Annotated in this window: 14 protein-coding genes; 9 read left to right on the top strand and 5 right to left on the bottom strand. The window is 43.4% G+C overall.

The features are described 5' to 3' along the window. Nucleotides 1–65 precede the first annotated feature (65 nt). Nucleotides 66–2,252 (top strand): peptidase domain-containing ABC transporter, encoded by a 2,187-nt coding sequence (locus OL444_RS26365; protein ID WP_264728521.1) that lies wholly within the window; start codon nucleotides 66–68, stop codon nucleotides 2,250–2,252. A gap of 4 nt (nucleotides 2,253–2,256) precedes the next feature. Beyond that, nucleotides 2,257–3,534: an HlyD family secretion protein gene (locus tag OL444_RS26360; protein ID WP_264728523.1), complete on the top strand. Its 1,278-nt coding sequence runs from the start codon at nucleotides 2,257–2,259 to the stop codon at nucleotides 3,532–3,534. 131 nt (nucleotides 3,535–3,665) lie between these two features. On the opposite strand, the gene OL444_RS26355 is transcribed toward OL444_RS26360, so the two are convergent. Further along, nucleotides 3,666–6,011 (bottom strand): BAR domain-containing protein, encoded by a 2,346-nt coding sequence (locus OL444_RS26355; protein WP_264728525.1) that lies wholly within the window; start codon nucleotides 6,009–6,011, stop codon nucleotides 3,666–3,668. 351 nt (nucleotides 6,012–6,362) lie between these two features. Continuing rightward, nucleotides 6,363–6,881: a hypothetical protein gene (locus OL444_RS26350; RefSeq protein WP_264728527.1), complete on the bottom strand. Its 519-nt coding sequence runs from the start codon at nucleotides 6,879–6,881 to the stop codon at nucleotides 6,363–6,365. A gap of 255 nt (nucleotides 6,882–7,136) precedes the next feature. Between OL444_RS26350 and OL444_RS26345 the strand changes: the two genes are divergently transcribed. The 5 genes from OL444_RS26345 (at nucleotide 7,137) to OL444_RS26325 (ending at nucleotide 13,665) form a co-directional block, all read left to right on the top strand. After that, the gene (locus OL444_RS26345; protein ID WP_264728529.1) at nucleotides 7,137–7,634 is read left to right on the top strand and encodes a MarR family winged helix-turn-helix transcriptional regulator; all 498 of its coding nucleotides are present in this window, start codon (nucleotides 7,137–7,139) and stop codon (nucleotides 7,632–7,634) included. 7 nt (nucleotides 7,635–7,641) lie between these two features. Continuing rightward, a complete protein-coding gene (locus OL444_RS26340; RefSeq protein WP_264728530.1) occupies nucleotides 7,642–8,403 on the top strand; it encodes a hypothetical protein in 762 nt (253 codons plus the stop codon). Nucleotides 8,404–8,664: 261 nt separating this feature from the next. Then, nucleotides 8,665–11,850 (top strand): reprolysin-like metallopeptidase, encoded by a 3,186-nt coding sequence (locus OL444_RS26335; protein ID WP_264728532.1) that lies wholly within the window; start codon nucleotides 8,665–8,667, stop codon nucleotides 11,848–11,850. A 202-nt stretch (nucleotides 11,851–12,052) separates the two neighbouring features. Then, on the top strand, nucleotides 12,053–12,604 hold the full coding sequence (locus tag OL444_RS26330; RefSeq protein ID WP_264728534.1) for a Crp/Fnr family transcriptional regulator: 552 nt from the start codon (nucleotides 12,053–12,055) through the stop codon (nucleotides 12,602–12,604). 170 nt (nucleotides 12,605–12,774) lie between these two features. Then, nucleotides 12,775–13,665 carry an alpha/beta fold hydrolase gene (locus OL444_RS26325; RefSeq protein ID WP_264728536.1) on the top strand — a complete coding sequence of 297 codons (891 nt, stop codon included), beginning with the start codon at nucleotides 12,775–12,777 and terminating at the stop codon, nucleotides 13,663–13,665. Nucleotides 13,666–13,883: 218 nt separating this feature from the next. Here the strand turns inward: OL444_RS26325 and OL444_RS26320 are convergent, their stop codons facing one another. Next, nucleotides 13,884–14,729 (bottom strand): hypothetical protein, encoded by an 846-nt coding sequence (locus OL444_RS26320; RefSeq protein ID WP_264728538.1) that lies wholly within the window; start codon nucleotides 14,727–14,729, stop codon nucleotides 13,884–13,886. 326 nt (nucleotides 14,730–15,055) lie between these two features. After that, nucleotides 15,056–15,466: a winged helix-turn-helix transcriptional regulator gene (locus tag OL444_RS26315; protein ID WP_264728541.1), complete on the bottom strand. Its 411-nt coding sequence runs from the start codon at nucleotides 15,464–15,466 to the stop codon at nucleotides 15,056–15,058. Between the two features lie 157 nt (nucleotides 15,467–15,623). On the opposite strand from OL444_RS26315, the gene OL444_RS26310 reads away from it, so the two are divergent. Continuing rightward, on the top strand, nucleotides 15,624–16,067 hold the full coding sequence (locus tag OL444_RS26310; protein ID WP_264728543.1) for a nuclear transport factor 2 family protein: 444 nt from the start codon (nucleotides 15,624–15,626) through the stop codon (nucleotides 16,065–16,067). A 10-nt stretch (nucleotides 16,068–16,077) separates the two neighbouring features. Here OL444_RS26310 and OL444_RS26305 read toward each other — a convergent pair whose 3' ends face one another. Then, nucleotides 16,078–16,821: an alpha/beta hydrolase family protein gene (locus OL444_RS26305; protein WP_264728545.1), complete on the bottom strand. Its 744-nt coding sequence runs from the start codon at nucleotides 16,819–16,821 to the stop codon at nucleotides 16,078–16,080. 167 nt (nucleotides 16,822–16,988) lie between these two features. On the opposite strand from OL444_RS26305, the gene OL444_RS26300 reads away from it, so the two are divergent. Beyond that, a complete protein-coding gene (locus OL444_RS26300) occupies nucleotides 16,989–17,414 on the top strand; it encodes a hypothetical protein (RefSeq protein WP_264728547.1) in 426 nt (141 codons plus the stop codon). Nucleotides 17,415–17,479 lie beyond the last annotated feature (65 nt).

Raw genomic sequence — 17,479 nt, 5'->3', positions numbered from 1 at the left:
TCCCGGAAGTAACAATACCCACATCATTGGCAACAGAATAGACCTGAAGAGAGACAACTTTATACATGCTGAAACGTTTCCCGCATTACAAGCAAATGGACATGATGGACTGCGGCGCCACCTGTCTGCGTATTATCTTCAAATATTACGGACAACTCGTATCCATTCATAAGATACGCAAGCTATGCCAGACAACCCGAAATGGCGTCAACCTGCTGGGTATCTCGGAGGCCGCTGAAAAACTGGGATTCCGCTCCTACGGGGTGCGCCTGACCCTGGCACAACTTAACCAGGTAGAGCTACCCTGTATTTTACATTGGGATCAGAAACACTTTGTGGTGTTGTACAAGATCCGAAAAGACAAATACTATATCTCCGATCCTGCCAGTGGATTAGTCTCCTATGAAGAGAGGGAATTCAGCAAACATTGGTTTTCTACCGGAGAACAACAGGCCGGATTATGTCTGTTACTAAGCCCCGGACCGGACTTCTATCAGATCGAGGAGGAGGAACCTACATTGGCTTTGGGATGGAGTAAGGTATTTACCTATTTCTACAAATACCGGCGCCTGTTCATCCAGTTGATAATGGGAATGGTGCTGGGTACCGTTTTATCCCTCATCGCACCGTTCCTGGCCCAATCGGTGGTGGACATTGGTATCAATACGAAAAATATCAGTTTTATCAATCTGATATTGATTGCCCAGCTGATGCTCTTTATTGGTAGTACGGCCGTATCCTTCATCCGGTCCTGGATCATGCTCCATATCAGTACCCGGGTCAATATCTCTATCCTGACAGACCTGCTGATCAAGATCATGAAACTGCCGATGAGTTTCTTCGACCTCAAGACACACGGCGATATCATGCAACGTATGGCCGATCAGCAACGGATCGAATCCTTCCTGACAGGTAGCACCCTCAATACCCTGTTCTCGCTGGTGAATATGGTGATCTTTGGGAGTTTGCTTATTATCTACAATAAAACCATTTTCCTGGTCTTCTTTGTAGCAACGGTATTGTATACACTGTGGATACTGGCATTTATGAAATACCGGCGGGAGCTGGATCATAAGCGATTTAAAATATCTTCCGAGAACCAGACGTACATGGTAGAGATGATACAGAGTATGCAGGACATCAAACTAAACAATGCCCAGAAACAAAAGAGATGGGGTTGGGAGATGTTGCAGGCCAAACTGTTCAAATTCCGGGTGCAAAGCCTGGCGCTGTCTCAGTATCAGTCAGTAGGATCCATGGCGATCAACCAGGCCAAGAGCATTTTGATTACCTATATATCGGCCAAGTCGGTCATCGATGGAGAGATCACCCTCGGTGGGATGATGGCGGTTCAGTATATCGTGGGTATGGTCAGCAATCCGGTGGAGTCCCTGCTGGGATTCATGCAATCCTATCAGGATGCTAAGATCAGCCTGGAACGCCTGAACGAAATCTATGAAACCGAAGAAGAGATAGATATCCGGAAAGACTACCTGACCCGGTTACCGGAAGATAAAACCATCGAACTGCGTAACCTTACCTTCCGGTACTACGGGGCCGGTAACGAGCCTGTTTTTACCCGCCTGAACCTGACTTTCCCCACCGGTAAAACGACCGCCATTGTAGGCGCCAGCGGCAGCGGTAAAACGACCATCCTGAAACTGCTGTTACGTTATTACAACCCGGAAGAAGGGGAGATCCTGGTGGGGGGCAAGCGGCTGGACCAAATCGATTTCGGCCTTTGGCGCGACAGCTGCGGTTCGGTGCTGCAGGAAAGTTATGTGTATGCGGATACCATCGAGCGCAATATCGCCATCAACGATGAATTTCCGGACGAGAATAACATACAGAACGCCGTGCAAATCGCCAATATGGAAGACTTTATTGCCAATGAACCTTTCGGGCTGGCTACCAAGATCGGAACAGCAGGTAAGGGCATCAGCCAGGGGCAAAAGCAACGGCTGATGATAGCCCGCGCTGTTTATAAAGATCCTGCCTTCTTATTCCTGGATGAAGCCACCAATTCACTGGATGCCAATAATGAAAAGGCCATCGTAGAAAAACTGGATCGCTTTTTCAATAAACGCACGGTGATTGTAGTGGCACACCGGCTCAGCACCGTGAAGCATGCAGATAATATCATCGTACTGGAAAAAGGTGCCGTGGTGGAGCAGGGCACACATGCTGAGCTGACGGCAAAAAGAGGAAAATATTTTGAGTTGGTAAGAAATCAGTTGGAACTGGGAAATTAAGATCATGGCAAAGAAAACTTATCTGGAAGACGACATACATTCGGAAGACCTGCAGGAAATCATTGCCAGGCCGCCCTCCTGGCTGATGAAAAGAGGGATCTCCCTGGTACTGCTGACCATTCTGCTGCTCATCAGTCTTTCTGTATTCATCCGGTATCCGGAGATGGTACCCGTATCTATGAAATTTAATACCAGCAGTGCCCCAAAGGCACTGGTGAGCCGGGTAAGCGGTAACCTGGTGAAGATATTGGCCAAAGAAGGGCAGTGGGTGGAAAAGAACACGGACATCGCCTACCTCGAAAGTACCGCAGACCATGCAAGGGTCATCGATATATTGAACCGGTTGAAAGCCATCCGGAACAACGGTACTTCCCCGCAGGAGCTGGAGCACCTGGTTTCTCCCACTGAACTGGACCTCGGTGAACTACAAGGTAACTACCAGAATTTTTATACGGCCTATCTGAACTACAGAGCGGTCAACAAAGAAGGTATCCTGCAGAAAAGAAAAGCCTTTGTACAGCATGAGGTGACCAACGTCAACGACCAGAATCGCCGCATCCAACAGATCTATGAACTGCAGAAAAGTGAACTGGCCCTGGCAGAAGCAGAATATGAAAAGTATAGACTGCTGGCAGAAAAGCGGATCATCAGCCCACTGGAACTACAGCGGAAACAAGCGACTTTGCTGATCAAGCGGCAGGCCATCCCGCAGATGGAGAATACCATTATCGGCAACCAGAGCAGCCTGCTGGCTAAAGACAAGGAACTGACAGAGATCAATAACCAGATGATAGAAGAAGAAAAGAAGTTTTATCAGTCGCTGAATACCCTCATCAGTGAGGCGGAGAACTGGAAAAAGCAGTATGTGATTACCGCATCTTCTAAGGGATATCTGGTATATGGCGACTTCTTACAGGAAAATCAGTTGGTAAAAACAGGGGACCTCCTGTTTTATATCAACGCCGGCAAAGAAGATTACTATGGCGAAATACTGATTCCGCAAGCAGCTTCCTCCAAAGTAAAAAGAGCGCAACGGGTACTGATCAAAGTACGTAGCTATCCATTTCAGGAATATGGCTATTTAAAAGGGAGCATAGATTATATATCAGATATTCCGGTTCGGGATAGTCTGTTCTTTTCCCGGGTGGTGCTGACCAGAACCGACCAGGACTCCGTTATCAAGCTGAAACCGGGTATACTGGCGGATGCGGAGATCATCACGGAAGACCAGTCTATATTTAAAAGGATATGGTTTAATCTGACGAAGTCGTTGAAGTTTTGAGGGGGGCTACTACTTAACCACACAAAATTTTCTCTTGTTGGATTAAGTAATAGCCATTGTACCCAAATACTTATTCTCTGTCTTGATATCAGTTATTTAGCGTTATTAATAGCAAATATTTAATCCATGCGTTATTCCTGCTTTGGTTCTTTTTCATTTTCTCCGGCCGCCAGCATATTTTTCCAGGAAATGCCACCTAATTTTTTGAAATAGCGCCTGATTTCATTTGAGACGATGCTTCTTTTATTTATCGGTTGGTTTTTTTGTAAAGAAAAGAAAGTTTTTAGTGCTTCGAACTTTTTTTGATCGTTCTTGTTTCTATAAACCCAATGTATCGTGCCATACGGATTCATGTTCAAACCGTGTTGCTGATTTTTTAGACCCGACGCTATTTCTATTAATAATTCTACATTTTTTTCATTGTCCCATTGATTGTATAAATAATTAAGTTCGGGGAGTGAAGAGGACGTGATGTCTACTATCCATACTTTTACATTTCGTTTTTTTAAATCTTCGATGATGGTGAAAACCTGATCATTTACTACTTTTTTTTCATCATCTTTTTGGGTGTTTTTTGCATCTTTTGATGGAGTTGTAATATTGGGATTCAAGTCGACCAGATAATTATCCTTTGTGTCAAAACCAGGAATAATGAATTTTTTATTCTTGTAATGGTTCAGGAATTCATAATATGTGTCAGGTGCTAAATCAATCTTTGGTTCCGTTTTTTTACTATTAACAGGTGAAGCCGAAATTTGTGGTTCAAAAGGATTAAGAAGCTGGTGAATAGTAGCCATTCCAGAAGGAACAATCAATTTGTTACCGTATTTCTCACTTTTTTCGAATTCGCTGTCACTATCACTTACATCGTCTTCCCATTCTTCTTTTTCCGTTTTTTCTTCAATTTTTTTTGCTATCTCTTTTAATATTGATAGTCTTTGTGTTGTAACTTCATCTGAATTGATATTCTGATCAATCTCCTTTCTTGCCTCTTTTGTTGATAGCCAAGGTGCTTGCAGACTTGATGTAATTCCCTTTTCCACAGATGTAATATTATGCATATTTACTATCGCTTTACTAAGGTCCAACAATGAAGCACTCATTTTTGAAAGCGCAATTATATTATCGGGATGTCTATACATAATTCTGGTTAACATAGAAACTTTTTTACTTCCTTTCTCCATCAAGGTAAATAATAGATGCTCCAGGATCGTTTTTTCTTTTGTATAAGATTGCCATTTATTTTTTGCATCTTGCCCCCAGTATTTTCGCAAGCTCTTCCCTTCTTTTTTACTGTCGTAGTTGAAATGACGTGTTTCTTTATTGTCTAATAGCTCCTTTAATTCGTCTATTAATTTATTCAATGAATCCATTAGTGGCTTTACAATTGCTATATCTATACCAGGGCTTAATCGGATTGTTAAACTCTCTCCCAGATCTCCTAAAGTAGGGACTTGAAAGCCAAAGCTACTTTTTTCAGCAAGTAATGGTTGCTTATCTTTAACATCCACGTCGGCGTTGTAAATGTTAATTAACCGAGCCATCAGGAATTTTGTAACGGAGGAATAAGTTAAAGCTCCAGCTGAGTTCTTTTCTTTGTGTTGACTTATATACGCTTTTAATGCCGGAAAATGAATGTTTACGGGAGCATAATTGCCTTCGTGTATAAATTCCACTATCTTATGTTTATTTATAGGGGCTGGCCATTGCTTAGTCTTTATTTGTTCCATTAATAGCTTTGAAACATTCCGTTGTGATTCGATATAGTCCCCTTCAAAAGGTTTACGTTCTAATTTTGCGGGAATATGACGTTTTTCCAATACCTTAACAATCTCTATAAATTCTTTGGGAGTGATATCCCGATAAATATCAGGTAATTTTCCTGCTGCATTGTCATCCGAAGAGAGCTTATTTTTATTGCCTTTGATCTCGAAATTAATTTTGAGGACTGTGTTGTTTTGGCTACGAATGTAGTTGGTGTTTTCTCCTTCTCCAAATGCATTAAAAACTCCCTTCTTATAAATCAATAGTATTAGCGCAATTTTTTCATTGTCAATATCAGATAACGTTTTTTCGTCTTTCTTTAGTTCAGCAGCTTGCTTTGACCAGAATTTGGCGCCAGTCTCAGATGTAGACTCCTCGTAGAAAGGCGTTAGGGTAATTTCTGCTAGATCTCCATCTGCTTTTTGTTTCTTTATGTCACCGCCTTGAGGGGCTTCCAAGGTATCGTTTGTCTCTTTATTTGTTCTTTTTTTGGTGGGTGCCGGCTGTCCGGTATTATTTTCTTTTACTGCAGGCGTATCCGAAACCTTTGATGGATTCGGTTTTGCCTGGATAGGGGCAGTGTCTTTTGGGGTGAAAAATGGCTTTTCGATATCTGTCGCTGTTGTTCCTTCTGATGCGAAAAAGGGACTTTGCTGTGTGGAATTTTGCTGTGTAGCCGAACGGGTCTTCCGGCTGGGAAGTCTTGATATCATAGGTGATAGGGTTTAAACAAACAATCAGGTTAACTAATTTAAGTTACGAAAACAATCAATTAAAAAATGGGTTGTTTTTCCCCAGGTACGCAGCTGAAATAGTAGAGATTAGGAATAATATATTAAACAAGCGGGGTGACTTGTAGTGTGGGAATAGTGAAGATTCATGAAGTGAAAACCCCGCCATGATAGCGAACTTTGCACTTCATGAACTAAAGTTGAGCGGACTTAATGTCCCATTGATTTCTGATAATGTTTTTATGAACAGGGCAATGGCTGCTCATTGCTTATCATACGTTTGGCAGCAGCCCAAAAGCAGAGAGAAAATATTATTCAGACACATTGTTTACACTAAATCTTCTCAATAAAACTGATACTGATCCCCATGAAACAATCATCTGCACAATTATTTTCAACATATCCACAGCTGGATATCATTCCATTGTTTTTTGCTTCAAAGTAGGTGTCCGCATTATCTCTTTTCTGCAACCAGTTGTCTTTCGCTTCCTGGTATATCTCATCTAAGGTACGAAGGGGGTACCCCGCATCATGCGTACCCAGTTGGCTGCCCTCTTCTTTCCATTCAGCCAGGATCACTATCTCTTTGGTTGTGGGATGAATACCTTTAGCGATATAGGAACGTTGTACGATCTTACCTCCTTTTACGGTAATAGTGGTTACTGAACTATGGCCTGTCCAGGAGGAGGACTGTATGCCATAACGATAAGCGTTGCCTGCTGATGCTTTGAAGTTGATCCAGGCATCAAAGCTCTTGTTGAAATCGTTCTGATAGGCGATTTTGTCTTTTTTGCATGATGTCAATACAATGCCGGTCAGTAAGAATAGAATTAGGTAAATGTTAGCTTTCATATAAGTGGTTTGTCTGTTTTAACGGATGATGATCCGGGAATGTTACCGGGCTGCGGTGGAAAGTTATTCATGAATAGTATAGTTTTTTTTAAGAAGCAGTGCTGCCTGGCAGATTATTTTAGTCTGGAAGCTATAGCGACAGCCTTTCAGAAAGGCTGCTGTAGACGAAAAGAGTGGCGCTTTAATTAAAATATATAGTCAACTATATAGTTGACTATATATTTTGTATATTGGGGTCATAAAAGCTGCAAACCCATGGAAATCGACCTGATAAAACAGCTCGGATATAAAGCATTTGATTCCCGGTTGAAAAGAATCAGCGATCATATTGCCCATAACGTCAAAAAGCTATATAAAGAGATAGACCTCGACGTAGAGCCGAACTGGTACCTGATCTTCATGTTATTAAAGGAACATGATCACCTGTCTATCGCCAATATTGCGGAAAGGATTGGTTATGCACACACGTCGGTTTTTATTACAGTAACGAAAATGAGTGAACGTGGTTACGTAAGACTGTCCACTGATAAAACGGATAAAAGGAAACAACTGGTTTCCCTGACTACGAAGGCCACTAAGAGCTTGCCGATGCTGGAGCAAATCTGGGCAAGTTGTGAGGCCGCCATCCTGCAGATTCTGGAGGATGATCTGGGTATATTCAGTTACCTGGATAAAGTAGACAGCAATCTGGAGAAAACGTCCTTTCACCAACGATTTAAACAGGAATATCTTAAACGCACATCTGCTAAATAAATAAAACATGAAACAGTTGTTCATTTTGCTGCTGCTGGTAAGCGGCCTAGGAAGCTATGCCAAAGAAACAAAGGTTATTATCCGGGCGAAGGCCAGAGATGGTAAGTTTGTGGGCAGTTCATTGGGTGGCGCCTATATTATAATACGCAACAACCTGAATAACCAGATCCTGGCAGAAGGTAAAACAGCCGGCACCACGGGCAATACGCAGCTGATCATGCAAACGCCGTTGAGTCGTGGGGGTAGTATTTGTGACGACCAGACGGCAAAGTTCGAAGCTAATATTGACATAGCTGAACCTACCGCAGTAAGTATTACTGTTTATGCACCATTGAATAATCGCCAGGCTCAGACGAAGGTCAGTACGGAGCTTTGGCTGATTCCGGGCAAGCATATCCTGGGTGATGGTATCATCCTCGAAATTCCGGGTTTTATCATTGATATATTAACGCCACGTACCCATCAATATATACCCCTGCACACCATTGCCGGCAAACCATTCGCAGTACAGGCGAATATGGTGATGATGTGTGGTTGCGTTATACAGAAAGGGGGGATCTGGAATGCCGATAAGATAGAAGTAAAGGGCATCCTGAAAAAAGATGGGCAATATATAAGAGAAGTGGAGCTTAGTCTGATAGCAACCAATCTTTTTGAAGGTAACTTTCCTATTACCACAAGGGGAGACTATGAGTTGACTGTTTACGCCTACGATCCGGCCACTGGGAATACCGGCATAGATAAAGTGAATTATGTAGTATTTGAGTAAATATTGTCAGTGCCTATTAAAATAATATGTTTTATGGGGGAGGAGACAATTCCGCTGCTAAATGATGCCGCTTTTTTTATTTTATATCAACCGTAACGTGAACGATGCAACGCGTTTGTTTTTAATTAGTTCGGATGTCTTATTAATCTGATGAACGATGATGGGGCGTTTGTACGCCCTGGTGTCGCAGGGCGGTGCAGTTCAGACCGCAGAGAGTTGAGCTAGATTTAGTTTTTTATTAACCAAAATCTGTGTTTCAAAATGAGAAAAGTTTTACTCTTCGCAACAGCTTTGTTGTGCAGCGCAACGTCGTTTGCGCAGGATTATTGGCGGCCGCACACTGATGCCGGTAGGATTACTACCGATAAAGCCGTAGCCAGACTGGCATTTCCGACTGAGTTTAAATTGTTTGATTTGAATCTCACTCCGTTACGGAATGAAGTATTTAAAGCGGTAAGTCGTACTGCCGCAAACCCAACCATCATCTCTTTGCCTAACGCAGACGGACAGATTGAACAATTCGAAATCAGGGAAGCTTCCAATTTCGAGCCTGCATTACAAGCACGGTTCCCGGAAATCAGGGCGTTTTCCGGAAAAGGTATTACAGATAAGGAGGCTACCTTAAAACTGAGCATTTCTCCGCAAGGGATTCAAACCATGATCCTTCGTGCCGGAAAAGAAAGCGAGTTTATTGAACCCTATTCTGCAGACCACACGGTTTATACCGTATTCAAAAAACAACCGAAGGCTTTACCCTGGAAGTGTTCTACACCAGAGCAGAAATTGTCAGCCAGTATCAGCGCGCAGGTACCTAACATTACCGGAAGAAACACCGGCGATCTGAAAACATTACGGCTGGCGCAATCTGTTACGGCAGAATACTCCAATTATTTCGGGGCAACCAGCGCCTCCCAGGTTTCGTTGGTGCTCACAGCGGTCAACGCGACGCTTACCCGTAGCAATGGTATTTATGAAAGAGACCTGGCACTCCACCTGAACCTGATCAGTGCTACGACCAATGTATTTTATTATAACCCGTCCACAGATCCTTATTCTCCGGGGAGTACAGGTGCTGGCGGATCATGGAACGGCGAGTTGCAGAGTACCTTGAATTCTGTTATTGGCGCTGCTAACTATGACATTGGTCACCTGTTTGGCGCCTCCGGTGGCGGCGGTAATGCCGGTTGCATCGGTTGTGTTTGTGACAATCAAAAAGGAAGTGGTTTTACTTCTCCGGGCGATAATGTTCCTCAGGGAGATAACTTCGATATTGATTATGTGGTACATGAAGTAGGGCATCAGCTGGGAGCTAACCATACTTTTTCCCATAGCAATGAAGGTACCGGTGTGAATGTGGAACCAGGTTCCGGTATTACCATTATGGGTTATGCCGGTATTACCAGCCAGGATATCGCACCGCATTCTATTGCCGCTTACCATGCTGCTTCCATTGCACAGATTCAGGCGAATCTGGCCAATAAAGCCTGCGCGGTAACGACAAATATTTCCGGCACTAACGCCACTCCAGTGGTGAATGCCGGCGGTAATTTTACAATTCCGATCAGCACCCCGTTTGCATTGACGGGTTCTGCTACGGATGCCAATGCCGGTGATGTACTGACATATAGCTGGGAACAAAATGATAATGCTAGCTCCGGACAAACAGGAGGTTCCAGTGTGGCCAGTGCTACCAAAGCTTCCGGACCTAACTGGATATCCTATCTCCCTGTTACCTCACCAACCAGATACTTCCCTAAACTCGCGACTATTCTCGCCGGTGGTTTAGTATCTGGTCCGTTACCAGGCGGTGATGCCAGTGCTAATACAGAAGCATTAAGTTCCGTATCAAGAACCTTAAAATTCCGGCTAACAGTAAGGGATAATGCGCCTTTCAGTGCTACCCCGCCGGTAAGTGTTGGACAAACCAATTTTGCGGATGCCACCATAACTGTCACCAACTCCTCAGGGCCTTTTGCCGTGACAGCTCCCAACACCGCCGTATCATGGGCTGGGAATTCAGCACAAACCATTACCTGGAGTGTGGCGAATACCACCGCCTCACCTGTTAGTACTGCCAATGTAAAAATATCCCTCTCTACAGATGGGGGTAATACCTTTAATACATTAGTGGCCAGCACACCAAATGATGGCAGCGAGGTGGTAACCATTCCCAATACGCCCACCACTACAGCCAGAATAAAAGTAGAAGCCGTAGGTAATATTTTCTTTGATATTTCCAATGCCAACTTTACCATTACATCCGGCTCCTCCTGTGCTTCTCCGGCAGGATTAGCGGCTACAGCGATTACTATTAATACTGCTACCATAGGATGGACAGCCGTAAGTGGCGCCGTATCCTATGATGTAGACTATAAACTCAGTTCAGCTGCTACCTGGATCAATGCTGCAACAGGTACTACCGCTACCAGTGTAGGCTTAACCGGTCTTACATCCGGGGCTACCTATGATTACAGAATAAGAACCAATTGTGCGAGTGGCAGCAGTGCTTATTCAGCTGAGCAGTTTACAACGGTATCCTCCTCCACCTGTGCTGCACCAACCGGTTTAAACAGTTCCGCGGTAACAGCCACCGGAGCCACTGTTAGCTGGACAGCCGTAAGTGGCGCCGTGGGTTATGATGTGTCTTATAAAGATAATGCAGCTACTACCTGGACCGTTGCCGTGTCCGGAACGACTGCCACAAGTGTTACTTTAACAGGATTAATATCTGGTACTTTATACGACTGGAGAGTAAGAACCACCTGTTCAGATGGTAATAGTTCCTTTACTGCTGCACAGTTCACCACCGTTTCTACTGGTTGTTCCAACCCATTGGATAATGCGACCAACGGCACCATAACAGGAGCAGCTACCATTCCGTTTAATACCGATGTTACAGGTCTCATCAGCCCTAGTGGTGATATTGATAACTATAAATTCGTGATCACCAACGGTGGTACGATTACGATTACTTTGGGTACACTGCCGGGCGATTACGACCTGAAACTGCTGAACAGCGCAGGTACACAGGTGGCTATTTCACAGGCGGCCAGCACTACCAGTGAAACGATCAGCAGAACGGTTACTCCGGGTACCTACTATGCACAGGTATATGGTTACGGTGGGGCTAACAGTGCTACCTCCTGCTATACATTGCGGGTACAATTGGGTACCGCCAGCCGTGGCGCCGATATTGCTACCGACGATGCGCAGAAAGTAGTGGTATTCCCGAATCCGGCTACGGATGTACTGAACCTTAACCTGACAGGCTACAAAGGCAAATCAGATGTGCGTATCGTGGATCTAAAGGGCAATGTGGTATTGTATCGTGAAGTGAACGCTACGAATTCACAACTGAATATTTCTACCTTATCACCGGGTATTTACATCATCCGGGTAAAAAATGGTGTGAAAGAAGTAAATGTGACGAAATTCATTAAACAATAATCATTACGGTACCTGACGCCTGCGCATCAGTACCAGACTGCAATGCCCCTGAAAAGTGTACCGCTTTTCGGGGGCATTGTATTTTGTAGGGAGGCAGTATTCCTATGCTGGCATGGAACGAACCGGCTTCATATGAAAACTATTTTATTTTCTATAAGCCAGGCTTATCTTTGGCTGATTATATAGAAAATTGATGACTGCATTGGATCATATAATCAAAATGGCAGGTTTGTCTGCCGAAGCTGTTGAGCTGCTCAACAGGCATGTCGTCTATATGAATGCCGCTAAAGGCTCCCTGTTGATAAAGCAGGGGCAACGCGTTGAACATTTCTATATTATTGAAAAAGGATTTATACGGATATTTTCCTTGATAGACGATAAGGACATTACCACATTGTTCGCCCGGGAGAACGATATTATCACTTCTACCTATTCCCTGTTTACAAAAACCGGTAGTAATGAGAATGTGGAGATATTGGAAGATGCTGTGCTGTTGAAAATAAACTATGTCACATTTGTTCAACGCTGTCAGGAACACCCGGATCTGTTTAACCTGTACCGCCTCCTGATGGAAAAGTACTATCTGGCTTTGGAAGAAAGAGCGTTATCGCTTCAATTCGACAATGCATTAGAACGTTACCGTAAACTCATTTCCCGGCATCCCTTTATCCTGCAAAGGGCGTCACTCTCCTCCATCGCTTCCTTTCTGGGCATGTCGCCCGTAACATTGAGCCGTATGCGGGCACAAATCTGACTCCTGCTACTTTTTAGCATTTGCTAAAAAATCGCCTTCCTGCTGCATTTACATTTGCCTTAACAAACAGTATGGCAATGGTAAAGATATGTTTATCGCTGATTATTTTATGGACGTTTGCTACTTCATACGCCGCTTATGGAGTGACGCAGGATACTAATTATTATTATATGGAAAGACCAAGTTTCAAAAGCCGCATTTACCGTGCAATCATTCGCATGGCGGGTATAAAAACAAAAATCGAAAAAGAGTTCAGCACCGGAGATTTCAGTAAATTCCACAAAGCTGCCAGTATACCGGAGAAAGTAAAAAGCCAGTGTGATGTCCTATACCGGACCTCTCCCAACGGCAGAACGATCTGGGAACTAAAGAAAAAGAACAGTACGCCGCAGCGTTATATATTTTTCCTGCACGGAGGAGGCTTTGTATCGAATATTACAAAATACGACTGGACCTTTTTAAACAGGATTGTTCAACATACGGATGTAGGAGTGGTGGTACCCGACTATCCGCTGGTACCTGCCAGCAATTACAAAGATGTATTTAGCATGGTGGTGCCTGCCTATGAAGAACTGGTACGGCGGGTAGGTCATGAAAAGGTAGTATTGATGGGCTTTTCTGCAGGTGGCGGACTGGCTTTTTCGCTGGCGCAATATGTCCGGAACCATCAGATGGGCCAACCCGCTACCATCATTTTATTATCGCCTTTGCTGGATGGTACCATGCAAAACCCCGACATTCCGGTTATTGACAAGTATGATCCCTATATTGATATTAACGGTGTGCGCAAATCGATCGCCATTTATGCAGCAGACACGCCTGTTGATGATTATAGGATTAGTCCGATATATGGTACGTTGGAAGGGTTAGCCCCTATTCATTTATTTGCGGGTACCCACGAGGTGGTATTGCCCGATGCCAGAAAGCTGGTAGCATTGTTAAAAGAAAAAAAACAGGCCGTCGATTATTATGAATACCAGCAAATGTATCATGCCTGGATTTTCCTGCCTATGCCGGAAGCGGGAGATGTATTTAATAAGTTGACGCATATTTTGAAGTAAGGCATTTGAATGCCTGGCATTGGCCGTTGCTGCAGTGTTGTGTTGTTCCGTGTAATGCTCAAAAGTTTTAAATAAAAAACCGGCTTCGGGTCAAACGATTTGAAGCTGTTTTTTTCTTTGCAGACAGGGTGTCTGAATTATAGCCAGTAAAGGATTTTGAAGGTAAATATCATAGAATGGTAGCCGGATTGAAGAAAAAAGGGAAGATCCCGACCGAGCTATATCCATTCCTGTACTTTTAGAAATTCAGCTAACTGTTTATTTAATTTGGCAGGCGTTCTTTCTTCCCTAAAGAAACGCCTATATTGCTGAACAATAGGCAGGAGCTGGCTACTGTCTGTAGCGAGTAGCTTTGTGAGCTGTGCTGATGACACCGAATCATCCCATTTAAATATATTTACCGCTGACAACATACTTGTCGGCAGTTGTCCTACAGGAACACATCCTGCATACGCACATTCCCGGAATTTCAGAAATTCAAGCTGACATCTGGAAGGGCAAAGAAACATAAATTTGTATTGGGACAGAAAAGTTAAATAGCTTTCCTTAATAACGTCATGTTGCATGATATCTCCATCATCTTCATGTCCGGGATGTTTCAGCCAATCAATAAGATGTTCATTTCCGGCATGTATGTTCTTTTTAAGAAAGGCAGACCGCAGCGGGTAAATGCCGTGAAGTAAGGCACCTGAAAAGATAATCTTGCTTTTCCGGTTATTAAGGGAATCTGTATTTATTTCCCGGGAAATATCATATGGATAAGGGATCCAGGTGGTCTTTCGTTGTGCAGGATCCAGATCGAGGGCCCATTCGGTGGCGTTATATTTAGTGAGATATAAAACATTGGGCAGGTGATAAACGTTTTCCATTAATTCATAATAGTAATGATTGACGCATGCTTCGCGATAGGGGTCTATGATGACAAACATAAATTTTCGATGTGCGTTTTCTCTAAGGTACTGATGCAGTAACAAACATTCACTTTCGATAATCCGGTTATCAATCACACAGATTTTATTTTCGTAGTGAGATATGTTTGATAGCGTATCAAAAGACCAGCCCATGTCCCGTGCGTATTCCGGACCGGAAGCACTACAGATGAGCTGATGGTATGGAAAATCATTCGAAATCAGATAAGTGATTTCCTGGTCTATGCCCATATTGATGAGTTGCGGAAATTTATTAAATTAATTTTTTGAGGCATGTAGAAAAATAGGATGATACTAACGCCACAAGGGCTGTTGCAGGTGTTTGTTTATTATGCAGCAAGTTTATCTCATCCATACAAATTTCAATAAGCAATTGTTTCCCGAAATCTGCTGATTAATCAAAAAATTATACTGGTAAATAGTAGGTGCTATCTGTTGGATGAATGAGCGGACAATAATATTCACACACCTGTTTGATCTGATGAATTGGATGCCTGCTCCAGCTCATTCATGACAACTGATGGCGTATGTAAGGTATCCCTTTGCACTTTTTCTTCCTGTAAATGTGTATACCCCCAACGGATGACCTTTTCAATAACGGGTAACAGAGTCTGCCCGTCTGCGGTGAGTTGATATTCCACTTTAGGCGGAACGGAAGGAAAGGACTGCTTCTCTACAATTCCTTTTTCTTCAAAAAATTTAAGATTTTCGGTTAAGACCTTTTCACTGAGGCCTGGGAAGGTATCTTTGAGGGCGTTAAACCGGATAGGCCCCTGCCGCAGTTGCCAGAGGATCCCCATTTGCCATTTACCGCTGATGTACTGCAATGCATGTTGTACCGGACAACCGGCCAATGTTTCCTTTGAAGCCATGTTAAATCCTTTAATTACCCTAAGGTAAGTTAATTACCTGAAGGTATATTTCATCAGACAGACAAGATTATGTACTTTCTTTGCAACAAGCCGGAGAAATAAATATTTTTAAACAACGGCAATATCCGGGATCTATTGAAAATCAAAATCACTTATAATGGAAAAGACATTATTAATCCTTGTTTTTCTCGCCCTCATACAGGTATCTTCCTATAGTCAGTCCAATACAGAAAAAACAATCCGACAGCTGGAACAACGGGAGCTGGCGGCTGTACATCACTCCGATACTGCTACGTTGCTGCAGATCTGGTCGAAACATTTCGTCGTTAACAACCCTTATGGCCAGATTGTAACGGTGCCGGAAATATTGACCTTCATCAGGGAAGGAAAAATAGATTATGCGACCGTTGAAAGAATTGTGGATCGGGTAACGGTGGTGGAGAATATTGCCATAGCAATGGGCAAGGAAATCGTAACGCCGGAGAAAGCCACCGCACATGCGGGTAAAAAGGTAACAAGACAATATACCAATATATGGATGAAAGAAAAGGATCACTGGCGGCTCGTGGCAAGACAGGCAACGATTGTAAATATGGAATAGCTTACGCCCATTACTCTCCGAAATAATGCGTAATAATATGACTAATCGTATCCGCTTTATCTAACACCATCAGGTGCCCTCCACCTTTAATGCGATACTCCGGATGTACCAGCCTGCTGCTGATAACCCGGTCGGCCGTGCCATGTATCTGAATCGTCCGGTCGGGTGCTTTGTTGTTATCCCAATAAGACAGCGCTTTCAATGCCCAGCGAAAGAAGGTCACATCTGTATCCTGTAATAATTTTGTCAATGCCTTTTTATCTTCCGGCGACCGGGCGCCAAAATAACGATAGGTAAGGAAGTTGGTGCGTTTGATCAACGAGCTGGGAATAATGCGATACAACCCTATTTTCATGAAGAAAAACTGGACCCGGTTCAATTCACTTTTTGTCCGGACGGAAGAAATCAGCACCATTTTTTTGACCGTGATCTGTTTGGATACTTCCACTGCCGCAATACCACCAAAAGAAAGTCCGATAATATAGGGACTATCGACCGTAATCTGGCTTTTTATCCTGCCGGCATATTGTGTTAATGACTCATGAGGCAACGCCGGTATCCAGGTGATGTAAACTTTGTGGTAGCCAGGGAGTGTCAGGTTCATGAATATGCTGGAATCTGCCCCGATACCACTGAAAAGATAAACCGTCTTTTGAGCTGTGTCTGCCTGCATTTGAGAAACCGCCGGAAAGCCGTTTATCAGCAGTAAAACAGTAAAAATCACTTGCACACAGTATACCCTGAATTTGCTCATTTCCTCGCTTTTTCTTGATTTATTTAATCCTGATTTCAGTAGTTGTTTTTTAGGTACTGCTACCACACATCACTATACTACCCGCAGTACTCAAAAATATTGCCTAATATCATACCTGGGAAGATAAACGCCCATATTTTACCTGTATTGCACGGAATGAACTGTATATGTACGAAATAAGCATACAATCTCCATTTACCCGCCATCCGGTTGCTTATCCCGGCTGCGATAGCGAAAAAGCCATGACCTTATACCAGGGTATCAACTGGGAAGACCTTTATAAGCAGATTGAAGCCACTGGCAGCAGTCCGGAAAATCCGTTTTACTTCTTTGAAATAAAACGGCGAAACTACCTTGGGGAGGAAGAAACGCTTTGTATCTCCGGATGTTTGTGGGGCCTTGTAGGAATAGGATATATGCGCCCCAGGATGGAGCGGAAAGGATTTTTTAAGAAAAAAGACGTACTCAATCCCAGGTTTGCTACACAAATGGATGGTATGGACACGCCTTTTGCGTTTTCCTGCCTGCAGGCTTTCATAAAAGGAAATACCAGCTACCTGGAGGAAAACCTATACAACAAAGAGATGGATTGATAAAAAGGGAAAGTCCCCAACATAACTGTCACTTAATGGGAATTTATCTGTCACCTTTATAAGGC

The organism is Chitinophaga nivalis, from assembly GCF_025989125.1.
Classification (GTDB): Bacteria; Bacteroidota; Bacteroidia; order Chitinophagales; family Chitinophagaceae; genus Chitinophaga; species Chitinophaga nivalis.
The sequence above is the reverse complement of the archived record's forward strand: the minus strand, read 5'-3'. Positions and strand labels throughout refer to the sequence as shown.